Here is a 13,242-nt window from a genome sequence, read left to right on the forward strand (position 1 = left end):
GTCTCTCCTCAAATATAATTTCTGCTAAATAGCATTATGTAGTCTTTTCGTCTACATCATCATTAAAAAAAATACCACTTATCTCCTCCAACGACACAATCCCAAGCAACTCACACAGCATTTTAATCTCACCCGCCTTAAACTGACTCTTATTCCAAAGTTTCCTCCGAAACCCATAACTGGATAAGTGAAGTCTGTCTGCAATCCACCCCTTTTTCAGCCCGAATTTTTTAATTCGCTCATTTAACCGAACCGTATTTGTCATTCCCTCCTCCTTTCTTGTAGTCTTTTTGTCTACATCATCATCATACTCTGTTGTTTCCTTTTTGTCAACACCTTTCTCAATTTTTGTTGAAAGTAATTCTACTACATGTTATAATACTGTCATGGAGGTGGTCCTATGGATATCGGTCAGATCATAAAACAAAGACGAGAAGAACTGGGAATGTCCCAGGAAGAGCTTGCGCGAAAGGCGGGTTACAAATCCCGTTCTTCTATTAATAAGATAGAAGTAGATGGCAGAGGTCTTCCCCAGTCAAAAATTACTGCAATCGCAAAAGCGCTGAGAACAACTCCCGCTTCCCTCATGGGCTGGGAGGAAACAGAGAGTTTTGCACTGGATCATGTGAACAGCTGTTTTGGAGAGTCTGCCAGAGAAATGTTAAGTAACTTTCAAAAGCTCAATGAAAACGGACAGAAAGAGGCGCTAAAAAGGGTCAGTGAGATGGTACACATCCCCCAATATACAAAAGCAGACCCGGTTGTCCAGCCTTTGCATCCGGATTCCAGATCTTATTTACAGCCGGTAGCGGCTCATGAGCGGACAGATATTGAAGTGACTGAGGAAATGAGACAGCATGATGATGCCTTTTTCGATGAATAAGGAATAAAATTCGTTGAGGTGATTTATTTGAATTATGACATATTATTAAAGGAAGCAGACTCTGACGGAATCATGATTAAAGAAAAACCATTAGTTGCAAACGATGGGCGGATCAGGGGCGATCAGATTCTCATCCGGCAGAACATGTCCGGCTGCCAGAAGGCCTGCGTACTGGCAGAAGAGCTTGGGCATTACTACACCACTGCCGGAGATATACTGGATCAGTCCAATGTTTCAAACAGAAAGCAGGAACGCACTGCACGCTTATGGGCATATAACAAGATGATTACATTGGAGAAGCTGGTTGCAGCGAAAGAGGCCGGCTGCAGAAACAGCTTTGAAATCGCGGAACATTTAGAGGTTACGGAAGAGTTTTTATTGGAAGCGCTGGAATGCTATCGGACAAAGTATGAGAAGGGGCTGCAAAAGGACAACTATTTAATTCTTTTTGAACCATTTAATATATATAAAATGGCAGAATAATTTTTTTGTTATCTTAATGTCGGCTGTACTCTCATATACTATCCAGAGGTGATGAACTATGCAGTCCTGTGAACTGGTAACACTGGTGTCATCCATTGCCTGCTGTCTTGCAAAAGACCGCACAGCCGAGGAAATTGCTCTGCTCAGCTGTGTTTTCAACCAGCTGGGTGACACTCTGGAAACAATTGCAGCCCATCGGGTACTTTGTTGCAGCGATGATAAGAATGGCAATATCGATGATGATATATTTTTCCGCTTTTAAAGAGAAAGAAACCGGTAGCCATAAGGATCTGTTCATTAGTTCCTTATGGCTGCCGGTTTCTGACTCAGACAACCCGTTGCTTTAATACTTCGCAGTCAGCAGAAGCTCCACTGCCATACGGTCCGAAAGCCTTCCGGTTTTTACCGCTTCTTCCGCTTCAACACAGGAATTTACATAAGAAAGAATCTGCTCTTTTGAAAAAGTTTTTGCCTGAGGCATCAGCTTACCGGCAGCAAAAGGCGGAATTTTAAGTTTTGCCGCGATTCCCCCTTTATCCATTCCCTTCCCCATCAGTTCCTTCACCTGGAGCAGCTGATTAAACTGCCTGGCTATGAGAAACATAATTCTCATAGGCGGTTCCTTTAAAGTAAGTAAATCTTCATAAAGATCAAGCGCCTTTTTTGTCTGACGGTTCACAATTGATGTAACCATGTCAAAGATCTTATTGGCTGTGCGTTCCGTACAGATGGCCGTCACATCCTCATCTGTTATCACTTCTCTTCCCAATGTGAAACTGATAAGTTTTTCCAGCTCCATGCGGATGTTTTCCATGTCATCTCCGGTCATGCTTAAGAAAAGCTCCATGGTCTGCCCGGTCACCTTCTTCCCTTCTCTGGCAAGCAGAGTTCCCGCCCACCTGGCAAGCTGGCTCATATCCTGACGCTCCATTTCAGCAGCATATCCCAGTTCCTTTATCTTTTTAAACATTTTACTTCTTTTATCTACTTCTGATTCCACAAACACCATGCAGGTTGTATCCGGCATCTGGGGAAGATAGGCAGCCAGTTCCTCTGCCGCCGATTTAAAAAAGCCGCTGTCTTCTACCAGAATCATTCGCTTCTCAGCAAAAAAAGGCATGGTATCAGCAAGGCTTATCAGTTCCTTTACATCAATGGACTTTCCGTTAAACTGATTGAAATTCATGGTATCGCCCTGGGTTATGGCCGATTTCATCTGATTTTTATAGCTGTTTTTTAAAAAGGCTTCTTCCCCAAATAAGAGGTAAACCGGCTTAAAACTATTATTTTTTATATCCTGATTCAGGGTCTGCATAACATGGTTCACTCCTTTTCCTTCCCTTCATTATACCCATGGTTCTGATTTCCGTCAACGAAAGTTGAAAAACGGATCCTGGTTCCATCCGTTTCCAGTCTGACCGCTCCGCTTTTTCCAGTCTGAAAGACCGTAACATTCCGTTCTTTTAAACGGTCTAAAACTTCTTTATGAGGATGCCCGTAGGAATTCCCCTGTCCATAGGAAATCACAGCCCAGGCCGGGGAAACTGCGTCAAGGAACGGTTCACTGGATGAAAATCTGGAGCCGTGATGAGCGGTTTTTAAAACATTTACTTCGCCAAGAAAATGATAATCCGTTTTCCCAAGAAGCCGCTGTTCCTCCGCCTCTCCCATATCTCCGGTAAACAGCATATGACAATCACCATAATCCATTTTAAGCACCTGTGATTCTCCATTAACATCACCCGGAACATCTTCTTTGCCGGGATAAAGGCAGGTAATGGAAAGTGTGCCTATTTTCATAAAATCTCCTCCTGTTAAATACCTCACGCAGGTCCCCCGTTTGCTTCCCAGCTCTTTAAGTGACTGAATTGATTCATCCTCCCTCCCATGATAGGGGAGAAACAGATTCTTAATCTGAATATCCTCACAGCTTTCCAGTAAGTATTTCACCCCGCTTAAATGATCCTGGTCCCCATGGCTGACAAATGCATAATCAATTTCGGAAATACCAAGGGATTTAAGACAGGGAGACAGTGTGTATTCTCCCAGAGACTTATTCGACGAACTGCCTCCATCAACCAGTATGGCTTCTCCCTCTGTTCTCAGTAAAATCCCATCTCCCTGCCCCACATCAAGAAACCATGCATCCAGCCCTCTTACTGGCTTGGGTAAAAAAAGCAGTATGGACAAGAGATAGAAGCCTGCTAAAAAAAGAAGCTTTCCACCATATGGAATCCTCCCTGCATTTTTATCCTTTCTCTCTTTTGGGAGATCTGCTTCCTTCTTCTCTCCATTCTCCCATTTCCCCAACATTTTAATGAACAGCATACCAGCAGTCAAAAGTAAAGCATAAGCGGCAAGAACAAGAATATCCGGCCTTCCCAGGATAATATTATGTCCTGGTATCTGCCCGGCCGTTTTTAGCAGAACTTCATACAAAGACAGAATATAATGCCCGGTGCCAGCTGCCGCAGTTCCTAAAACAGAATTTATGGCTCCAAAGGCAATCACTCCCATACCCGAACAGAGTACTCCTCCCATAAGAGGAATGACCAGAAGATTTAGCACCAGACCATAAGGAGGCATTTGATAAAAATGAAATGCCGTTACAGGCAACGTCATCATCTGAACAGCAAAGCAGGCAGAAATACTCCCGGCAAACAGATGATCTTTCCCCAGCCAGCCCCGGATGACCGGTGCCAGTCCTCCGATCGCAAACACAGCGCCAAAGGAAAGCTGGACTCCTCCCTGCATGATGAGAAACGGGGAATGAAAACTGAGAAGAAGTAAAGACAGAGAAGCTGCAGACAGCAAATCATAGGTTCTGCCAAGACAGGCAGCATAAAATCCAACACACATCATAAACCCCGCCCGCACAACTGAGGGGCCCCCACCGGTCATAATGCCGTATAATATCAGAAGAGCTGTGCTTAAAAGACCTGCCTCCCAAAAACCTGCCCCCGCTTTTTTCATCAGCTTATAGAAAGCCAGCCCGATAAAGGACATGTGCAGACCACTGATTGCAAGGAGGTGGGCGATACCGTTTTTCTGGTATAGATCCTTGATTTCACTGGAAATCCCCTTTCTATCTCCCAGCACGGCAGCCGCAAAAATACCTGCGTCCTCTTCTTTCGCATCCCGATAGAGAAGTTCCTTACTTCGTAACTTAAATTTCCTTAAGCGTTCCAATAGCGGGGACTTTGCAGCATCCACGATTTCCATCTCTTCTGCAAAAAGGCGGAAATCCAGTCCCAGAGACTGGTAGTAATCTTTGAAGTCAAACTCACCCGGATTTCTTGCCTGGGAAAAAAGCTGCACCTCTCCCCGCACCATAACCGTCTGCCCGATTCCCAATTGTTCCGATGAAACGCTGCCGGCCTCCTTTAAGGAAACCAGAATTTTGGAATGCTCATAAGGAACCTCATCCCAGTTTCCTTTTGTCATCTTCCGTATCCGGTTATTCTTTAACGTCAGCAAGACAGCTCCTTCCTCTTCCTCAATGAAAGAAATCTTACCCTGAACCTGGGTATAATGGGAGGAAATCTCATAAAGCCTCTTTTCCCGTTCTCTCCATTTCTCCATTTCAGAACCTGCACGAGCCGATCCCAAGTAGAAAAAAACAAGAGGCAAAAAGACCCATAGCGGGTTTCTGCCTCTCCTGCAAACACAAAAAATCATCCCGGCTGCAATGAACGCCGGAAGAAAAAGCCAAGATGTCAGAGCCAGCAGTACGGCAGTCTCTCCAAGTACAAATCCCCCTGCAATCAGACATAATGGGCGTTTTATTGTTGTGTTCCTCCTGTTTCTTCTGTTGATTCCTCATTTTCCTTATTGTAATCCAGATTTCGCTCAAACAGCTGGTTTAAAGAAATGGAGTCCCGGAACATCACTTCCTGGGAACCATTGACTGTGATCTGCACCTTGTTGATGGAAGAGACCGCAGCCAGAGAATTCACGATGGAATAGATGGGAATATATTCTTTTACCTCCAGTGTGTTATTGAGAAATGAGGAGTCAAAATTGATGTAACATACATTTTCATTAACGGAAACATTGAGTAACTTGGTATCCTTAGGCAGAGTGGGATTTAATCCCGGTCTGCCGGGACCTGCAATCAGCTGTTCAATTACCAGCTTTTCCAGAGAAGTATTGATGTTATGAACCACTTCTCTCGTTTCCTTAACCAGCTTCTCTCCGCTTTCATCTGAAAAATATAAAGACAGCTCCGTCTTTTCAAAGGAGTTGACGTTACTGATATTATCTACAAAATCCGTACTCTGCATGGGCCCAACCGGGTTTCCGGTGCTGTCCATAAGAGGCTGTTCCGCCGTATAGATTGCCACGTATGCAATCCCCTTAATCTGGGTTAATGTCCTGACAAGAGCGGCCCTGCAAAGAATCTCCCTGGTACTGTTCATCATGGCATAATTATTATCAAAATACAGATATAACACCGTATCTTCCAGTTTATACCGTTCAAATCCCACCTTGTCCGGGACCGCTGCCTGCCGGTCTAAATCCTTTGGAACGTTACGAAGCTGTTCCATCAGATTTTTAATCTTCCAGTCTGTTTCCTCTTCTGATTCCTCTGCCGGCTTCTGGGGCATGGTATATGGCTGAGGCTCCATTTTTGTCATGGCTGAATTCAGATAGTAGATCTGATAAAGCTCCCCATCCTCTTTGCTTTCTTCGGGCGCTCTTCCTGAACAGCCAGATAAACAGCATATCACAGACAGCAGGAAGATCAGTATACCGATTCGTCGCTTCATCCCTGTCCCTCCTGTTCCTAAGAAATATAGGTAAGAGGAATACGTACGGTAAAAGTGGTACCCTCTCCCTCTTTGCTCTGAAGCTTGATGGCTCCCTGATGCATCAGCACAATTTTTTTCGTAATGGACAAACCAAGACCGGTTCCTCCCGTTTCTCTGGATCTTGCCTTATCCACCCGGTAAAAACGGTCAAAAACACGTTCCTGGAATTCTTCGGAGATTCCGATTCCTGAATCAGCAACCTTTACATAAAAGAACTTATGATCTGCATCCAGTGTCACCCGGACCCAGCCTCCTTCCACGTTGTATTTGATGGCATTCTCCACAAGATTGCTCAGCGCCAGAGACAGCTTCATCTCATCCACATCTGCGGTGACTTCCCGCATGCTCTCAAAAGTCAGCTCAATATTTCTCTTTCCTGCAATGGGGCGGAGCCGCTTTAAAATCAGTTCCAGCAGCCCGTTAATTTTAACCTGGGCCACGTTTAAGTTTGCTCCTGCCGTCTTATCCATTCGTACCAGAGCCAGGAGATCGTCGATAATTTTATTCTCTCTTTCAATCTCTTCTGAGATATCACTTAAAAATTCCCGGTACAGCTCCACAGGAGCATCCTCCATGCCAATCAGAGAATCTGCCAGAACGCGAATCGAGGTAATGGGAGTTTTTAATTCATGAGATACGTTGGAAACAAACTCTTCCCTTGACTTGTCCACCGCTTTTAACTTCTTTAAGGTGGTATTAATGGAATCAGAGATCTGCCTGGTTTCCTTATAGATACGGGAACTGATATCTTCATCTAAATTCCCCTCTGCAGCCCGGTTTAACAGCCGCTGCAGCTCACGAAACGGCTTCATCAGAAGCTTTACAATAAGAACTGCCGCAATTGCCAGTATGGAAACAATTAAAAGCTGCAAAAATGCGCTTTTATCCGATACTGCAACAATCCTGTTTAAAAGATCCTCAGAAGATGCCGTCACAATCATGACACCGTCTATCTCCTTGTCCTGGCTGTTGGAATAGATGGGAATTGTGAGAGAAAAATATCTTTTTTCCTGATTATATTTGCTGCTGTTTTCGCCGTTAAAGCATCGGATCACTTCCTCCGACACATTGGTCTTTCCTGCTGATAAGGAAAACGTATCGCCGATAATGCGGAAGCTCTTGTTGATAATTACAATTCTTCCGTTAAACATATCCGCTTTCACAGTCATCTCATTGTCCAGCAGGGGATCCTTGGGATCCATGGTTAAATATCCAATCCTGGTCATCTTGTTGCTTAATATCCAGCACTGGTTCTGGATCTCCTGCATTCTGGAATCGATGAGATTTTGCCGGAATGCTCCAAGCAGGACAGAACTTCCTATAAAGACAGGAATACTTCCTATAAACAAAAAGACGAGAATCAGGGTGACCTGCAGGCTTATGGTGGGCTTTCGGCGGAATTGTTTATCCTGAAACATGGTCACACCCCTCCAATCTTCGACTTATCATAGCTGTATTTCTTTGGTACAGGCAACCGCCAGCGCCCCCGGCCCGATATGGCAGGCCACGCTGAGAGAAAGGTGATCCACATAGATCTCTCCTGTTTCCGGAAATAGTTCTTCAAGCTCCCGTTTGAATTCCAGGGCAGCTTCCAGACTGTCTGAGTGTACAACTGCCATATGAGTTTTCTCTCCTTTTGGATCTTTAAAACGTTCATCCATATCTTTTTTTATAGCAGCAACCATCATGGCTTTTGCCTGTTTCATGGTTCTTGCTTTTGCAAAAGCATCAAGCTTTTCTCCCTGTATGGTAAGTACCGGCTTAATCCGCAGAAAACTTCCAAGCAGTGCGGCAGCAGGGGTGATTCTTCCGCCCTTTTTTAAATATTCCAGGGTATCTAAGGTGATATAAATGGTAGAGTCCATCTTTGTCTCCTCTAACTTCTCCTTAATCGCCTGGGGGCTTATTCCCTGATCTGCCATCTCCTTCGCATCAAGTACAGACTGTCTCTGGGTCACGGAGATTCTCTGATTATTAACAACATACACCTTCCCTTCAAAATCCTCTGCCAGCATAATGGCTGTCTGGCAGGAACTGCTTAATCCGCTGGACATGGGTATGTGCACAATGGCTTCATATTCCTTTAGCAGGTCATTCCATAAATCCATTACATCACCGGGAGATGGCTGTGAGGTGGAAATATCCGCGCCGCTTGCCAGCTTTTCATAAAACTCCTTCTGGCTTAAGCTGATATCCTCATAATACATCTCTCCATCCATCATAAATGGCATGGGAATGACATAAATTCCAGCTTCCTTCCCCTGCTTCTGGGTAATTCCGCTGTTGCTGTCTGTAACAATCGCTACTTTCATTCCGGCTCTCCTTTATTTCTCAAATTAAGTATTCTGCTCTGCTTCACTCACAGATGTATAAAGCTGGTAATACATGCCTTTCTTTAAAAGCAGTTCTTCATGACTTCCTTCTTCCACAATACTGTTGTCAGACAGAACTAAAATCCGGTCCGCGTTCTGTATGGTAGTAAGCCGGTGTGCGATCGTCACAGTTGTCCTTCCTTTGGAAAGCCGCTCTAAAGACTGGGAAACCAGCTGCTCGCTTTCATTATCAAGTGCAGAGGTCGCTTCATCGAGAATCAGAACCGGCGGATTTTTTAAGAACACTCTGGCAATACTGATCCGCTGCTTCTGACCGCCGGAAAGCTTCACTCCCCGCTCTCCTACATATGTATGGTATCCATCTTTTAATCCCATGATGAATTCATGGGCTCCTGCCATCTTAGCCGCTGTAACCACCTCTTCCATGGAAGCACCCGGACGGCCGTATTCTATGTTCTCATATACAGTTCCTGAGAATAAATAAACATCCTGCTGCACGACTCCTACCGTGCTTCTTAAGCTCTTAAGCGTTACTTCCCTGATATCCTGTCCGTCAATCAAAATTCTACCCTCTGTAGGGTCATAAAACCGTGGTACCAGGCTGCAAAGAGTTGTTTTTCCGCCTCCGGAAGGTCCTACCAGAGCCACCTTTTCTCCCTGTCTGATTTTTAAGTTAATATGAGACAGGACCGGATTACGGTCATCCGGATATTCAAAAGAGACGTCTTCAAAGGAGATCTCCCCTTTGATTTCCGTAAGAGGTCTTGCGCCTTCTTCATCAAAAATATCTACATTGGCATCCATCAGCTCCATGAAACGGTCAATCCCTGTCATACCTCTCTGAAACTGCTCCGCAAACTCAATAATTCTTCGTATGGTAGCCAGTAACGTGCTGACATAAAGAGTGTATGCCACAAGATCTCCCGGTTCAATGAGACCTTTTATCATAAAAATACCGCCTGCAACGATCACCACTACATACATCAGACCGTCAAACATCCGGATGGTATTCTGGAAAGCCGCCATATATTTATAAGTTTTTCGTTTAATCTGTAAGAATTCCTGATTGTCACGATTGAATTTTTCAATCTCGATCTTCTCATTGGCAAAAGCTCTCACCACCCTGTTTCCAAGCAGGCTGTCCTCAATCCTGGCATTCAGTTCACCAATATGGTTTCTCTGGTGTTTGAACGCTTTCCTTACCTGAATATTAAAATAGGTGCAGGACACTGCCATGACTGGAATCAGCAGGAAAATGATAAGAGTCAGCGGAAGATTGATCCCCGAGAGGATGACAAAAGAGATCACCGTCTTTAAAAATGCAATAAAAAATTCTTCGGGACAGTGATGGGCAAACTCCGTCACGTCAAATAAATCGCTGGTAATCCGTGACATAATCTGCCCGATCTTGGTATTATTAAAATAATTATCGGAAAGCTTCTGAAGATGGCTGAACGCATCCTCTCTCATATCCGTCTCTATGGCCGCTCCCATCACATGACCGGTATATGCCATATAAAAGCTTGCCATGCCGTCAATGATCCTGAGTCCGAAATAAAGTGCACCGATGCTTAAAATGGTACGGATAGTCAGTGCCGAAATATCCCGCAGCCCCTGATTGGTAATAAACCGAAGAATCAGGGGCAGCACCATCTCACAAATGGTGGTTAAGGACGCACAGAACAAGTCCATCACCATAATCTTTTTATATTTTTTATAATATGGCGCAAACCGCCTCAGCAATATGCCTGTTCTCATCTCTTTTTGATTCATACATTCCTCTACTCTGTTATCCTAATGCTTTTTATCAGTTCCAAAGCCCAGTCTTTCTCCCCCGGTTTTCTGCTTACAATATTAATATTCATTCGCTGGTCTTTATAAAGTACCTGGGCAGATACTCCATATCTGGTTTCTCCCGGCTTCTCCTCCGGTTCATAAAAAGCCACCCTGACCTTCGCCTGATTCAGTTCAAAATCCAGGATCTCCTCGGGTTTGCCCTGTTCAAACCACTGGGGCTTAAACTCCGCTTCCCGTCCTGCAAAGACCGCTGCATAAATATAATAATCATGACCGCCATAATCCCTGCCGTCATAATAATGATCCATTGCGCTGTTGTCTTCCTCATCGTATAAGAAATTTCCCGGTATGGCAAAACTCATATTGCCGATCTTCCGGTAAACCAGATATTTTCTGCAACCAATGGAATCCTCAATATCCATGAGATTCACGGACTCCATCTTCATGGGAGTGTGTAAATCAAGAGCACAGACATCAAGATAAGTCTTCATTGGAAATGGAATATCCGGATCCATGACATATGCCTTTTCAAGAAGCTCTATAATTCTCTGATTTACATAAAAGTCCTGTGTGCTCCGCTGGGACGGCATGAAATAGCAGGACTGGTTTAAAAGAACCATCGCGCTGTTCCTATAATATCTGGCATCCTTTTGAAGATCATTCCATATGAAAAAATCCCTGGCAAATGCCACACTCATCCCGGAATGTACCATCCCGGCTATCTCTTTAAACGAAAAAGACCGGATGTGAGTAATCAGCTTTCCTTCCTGCCTGGATGGAACATAGTAAATGGCAGGCCAGCAAAACATGTATTCCCCTTTTTCACTCCAGCCGGATACCAGATCCATCAAATCGGAAAACCATTGGTAAAAATATTTTTGTCTCATGGCAAAAAAATCTCTTTTTAAGAAATAACCCGTCCGGTCTTCCACTTTAAGCTTTAGCTTCTTTTCCCGCGCGGCTTCTTCTAAAAACTCCACCACTGCAGCATGAAACCCGGGTCCTGCAATGTTTGTCTGGCTCTCTCCCTGAAACCTGCGTTTATTCCAGTTAAACCAGATATATCCTTCCGGACACAGCTGGACAAGCAGCATTCCTTCAATGCGAAAACACTGATATCCCATCTTCTTCGCCAGCTCCTTCACCATAAGCTCCGCACACTGACGGTTCTAGGAAAACCGGGAAAATAATTTTTTCTTGGGCTCCAAAGAAAATCTGATTCTTATACTCATCTGAAATCCTTCCTAACATACCTTTCTATATTCTATCGTATTTTTGTTAGAAATGGAAGCACAAAACGTACATGGACAAAGTAATTTTTATTCTTTTACAAAAAAGAAGACCCCCAGTACGTTTACTGGGAAGCCCTCTTATTCTTTCAAATTACCGGACAAGCAGTGATTTTCCTGTCATCTCTTTTGGCTGCTTCATACCCATCAGTTCAATTAAGGTCGGTGCGATGTCTGCAAGACAGCCGCCCTCTCTCAGCTTACAGGCTGGATCCGCATTAACAAGAATGAAAGGTACCGGATTGGTTGTATGGGCTGTAAACGGTTCTCCTGTCTCATAATCCAGAAGCTGCTCTGCATTGCCATGATCTGCGCAGATAAACAGAACCCCGTTCATCTCCTTCACTGCATCTACAGTTCTTCCCACACATGCATCAACGGTCTCGATTGCCTTAATTGCAGCATCTTCAATACCGGTATGTCCTACCATGTCCGGATTGGCAAAATTAACGATGATGACATCGTATTTTCCTGAGGTAACAGCCTCAACCAGTTTGTCGCAGACAACAGGAGCGCTCATCTCAGGCTGTAAATCATAGGTGGCAACCTTAGGAGACGGAACTAATATTCTGTCTTCTCCTTTATTCGGTTCTTCCACACCGCCGTTAAAGAAAAATGTTACGTGGGCATATTTTTCCGTCTCTGCAATTCTGGCCTGAGTCATGTTGTGACCGGCAAGGAATTCTCCAAATGTGTTGACAATGGATTCCTTTTTAAATGCAACCAGCTTATTATTAATTGTCTCATCATAATCAGTAAAGCAGACATAGGTCAGATTAAGACGCTTTTCTCTCTCAAATCCCTTAAACTCATCATCACAGAAGGCTCTGGTCAGCTCTCTTGCCCGGTCAGGACGGAAGTTAAAGAAGATGACGGAATCCCCGTCTTTTACAACAGCAACCGGTTCTCCGTTCTCTGTCACTACAAACGGCTCCACAAATTCATCATTCTTTTCTGCGTCATAGGAAGCCTGAATACCGGAAACAGCTGACTGGGCCTGATTTCCTTCTCCCTTTGTCAGCGCATCATAAGCCCGTTTTACACGGTCCCAGCGGTTATCTCTGTCCATCGCATAATAACGTCCGGAAACAGATGCCACCTTACCTACACCAAGCTCTTTCATCTTCGCTTCCAGGGCTTCCACGTAGCTTTTGCCGGAAGCCGGAGGTGTATCACGGCCGTCTAAGAAGCAATGAACGTATACTTTTTCAAGACCATTTTTCTTAGCCAGTTCCAATAACCCGTAGATGTGGCCGATATGGCTGTGAACTCCGCCGTCTGATACCAGTCCCCACATATGAAGTGCAGAATTGTTCTTTTTGCAGTTTTCCACTGCCTGTAAAAATTCCGGAACAGTAAAAAAGTCTCCGTCTGAAATCGCTTTTGTAATTCTGGTCAGTTCCTGATAAACGATGCGTCCTGCACCCATATTTAAATGGCCAACCTCGGAATTTCCCATCTGGCCATCCGGAAGACCTACTGCCAGACCGCTGGCATTGCCTTTTACGTAAGGGCACTGGCTCATCAGCTGGTCCATAACGGGAGTTCTCGCTTCACACACAGCATTATGGTCGCAGTTATTGTTTAACCCGTATCCATCAAGGATCATTAATACAACCGGTTTCTTGCTCATAACTAGTTCTCCT

12 protein-coding genes are annotated in these 13,242 nt (G+C 44.5%); 3 read left to right on the forward strand and 9 right to left on the reverse strand.

Annotated elements, in window-relative coordinates; translation table 11 throughout:
* Positions 1–34 precede the first annotated feature (34 nt).
* Entirely contained in the window at positions 35–265 is a 231-nt protein-coding gene (locus DS742_RS07995) for a hypothetical protein (RefSeq protein WP_117416464.1), read from the reverse strand.
* A gap of 135 nt (positions 266–400) precedes the next feature.
* Between DS742_RS07995 and DS742_RS08000 the strand changes: the two genes are divergently transcribed.
* The 3 genes from DS742_RS08000 to DS742_RS08010 are packed head-to-tail and all read left to right on the forward strand — an operon-like array spanning position 401 to position 1,628.
* Positions 401–883, forward strand: coding sequence for a helix-turn-helix domain-containing protein (locus DS742_RS08000; protein WP_117416465.1), 483 nt, complete (start codon positions 401–403; stop codon positions 881–883).
* A 27-nt stretch (positions 884–910) separates the two neighbouring features.
* Positions 911–1,366 carry an ImmA/IrrE family metallo-endopeptidase gene (locus tag DS742_RS08005; protein ID WP_117416466.1) on the forward strand — a complete coding sequence of 152 codons (456 nt, stop codon included), beginning with the start codon at positions 911–913 and terminating at the stop codon, positions 1,364–1,366.
* A 58-nt stretch (positions 1,367–1,424) separates the two neighbouring features.
* Positions 1,425–1,628: a DUF6774 domain-containing protein gene (locus DS742_RS08010; protein WP_117416467.1), complete on the forward strand. Its 204-nt coding sequence runs from the start codon at positions 1,425–1,427 to the stop codon at positions 1,626–1,628.
* An 81-nt stretch (positions 1,629–1,709) separates the two neighbouring features.
* Here the strand turns inward: DS742_RS08010 and holA are convergent, their stop codons facing one another.
* The 8 genes from holA to gpmI all read right to left on the reverse strand — a co-directional run bounded on the left by holA (position 1,710) and on the right by gpmI (position 13,229).
* Positions 1,710–2,681 carry a DNA polymerase III subunit delta gene (gene holA, locus DS742_RS08015; protein ID WP_117416468.1) on the reverse strand — a complete coding sequence of 324 codons (972 nt, stop codon included), beginning with the start codon at positions 2,679–2,681 and terminating at the stop codon, positions 1,710–1,712.
* Positions 2,682–2,689: 8 nt separating this feature from the next.
* Positions 2,690–5,152 (reverse strand): ComEC/Rec2 family competence protein, encoded by a 2,463-nt coding sequence (locus DS742_RS08020; protein ID WP_367575496.1) that lies wholly within the window; start codon positions 5,150–5,152, stop codon positions 2,690–2,692.
* Positions 5,149–6,135: a GerMN domain-containing protein gene (locus DS742_RS08025; RefSeq protein ID WP_117416470.1), complete on the reverse strand. Its 987-nt coding sequence runs from the start codon at positions 6,133–6,135 to the stop codon at positions 5,149–5,151. Before DS742_RS08025 ends, DS742_RS08020 begins: the two co-directional genes overlap by 4 nt.
* 17 nt (positions 6,136–6,152) lie before the next feature.
* Complete coding sequence (locus DS742_RS08030) at positions 6,153–7,595, reverse strand: sensor histidine kinase (RefSeq protein WP_117416471.1); 1,443 nt, start codon at positions 7,593–7,595, stop codon at positions 6,153–6,155.
* A 27-nt stretch (positions 7,596–7,622) separates the two neighbouring features.
* Positions 7,623–8,489, reverse strand: coding sequence for a DegV family protein (locus DS742_RS08035; RefSeq protein ID WP_117416472.1), 867 nt, complete (start codon positions 8,487–8,489; stop codon positions 7,623–7,625).
* Between the two features lie 24 nt (positions 8,490–8,513).
* Positions 8,514–10,283, reverse strand: coding sequence for an ABC transporter ATP-binding protein (locus DS742_RS08040; protein WP_117416473.1), 1,770 nt, complete (start codon positions 10,281–10,283; stop codon positions 8,514–8,516).
* 8 nt (positions 10,284–10,291) lie between these two features.
* Complete coding sequence (locus DS742_RS08045) at positions 10,292–11,455, reverse strand: hypothetical protein (RefSeq protein WP_242996425.1); 1,164 nt, start codon at positions 11,453–11,455, stop codon at positions 10,292–10,294.
* A gap of 235 nt (positions 11,456–11,690) precedes the next feature.
* Positions 11,691–13,229 (reverse strand): 2,3-bisphosphoglycerate-independent phosphoglycerate mutase, encoded by a 1,539-nt coding sequence (gpmI, locus tag DS742_RS08050; RefSeq protein ID WP_117416474.1) that lies wholly within the window; start codon positions 13,227–13,229, stop codon positions 11,691–11,693.
* Positions 13,230–13,242: the final 13 nt, after the last annotated feature.

It is taken from the genome of Lacrimispora amygdalina, from assembly GCF_003432035.1.
Taxonomy (GTDB): Bacteria; Bacillota; Clostridia; order Lachnospirales; family Lachnospiraceae; genus Lacrimispora; species Lacrimispora amygdalina.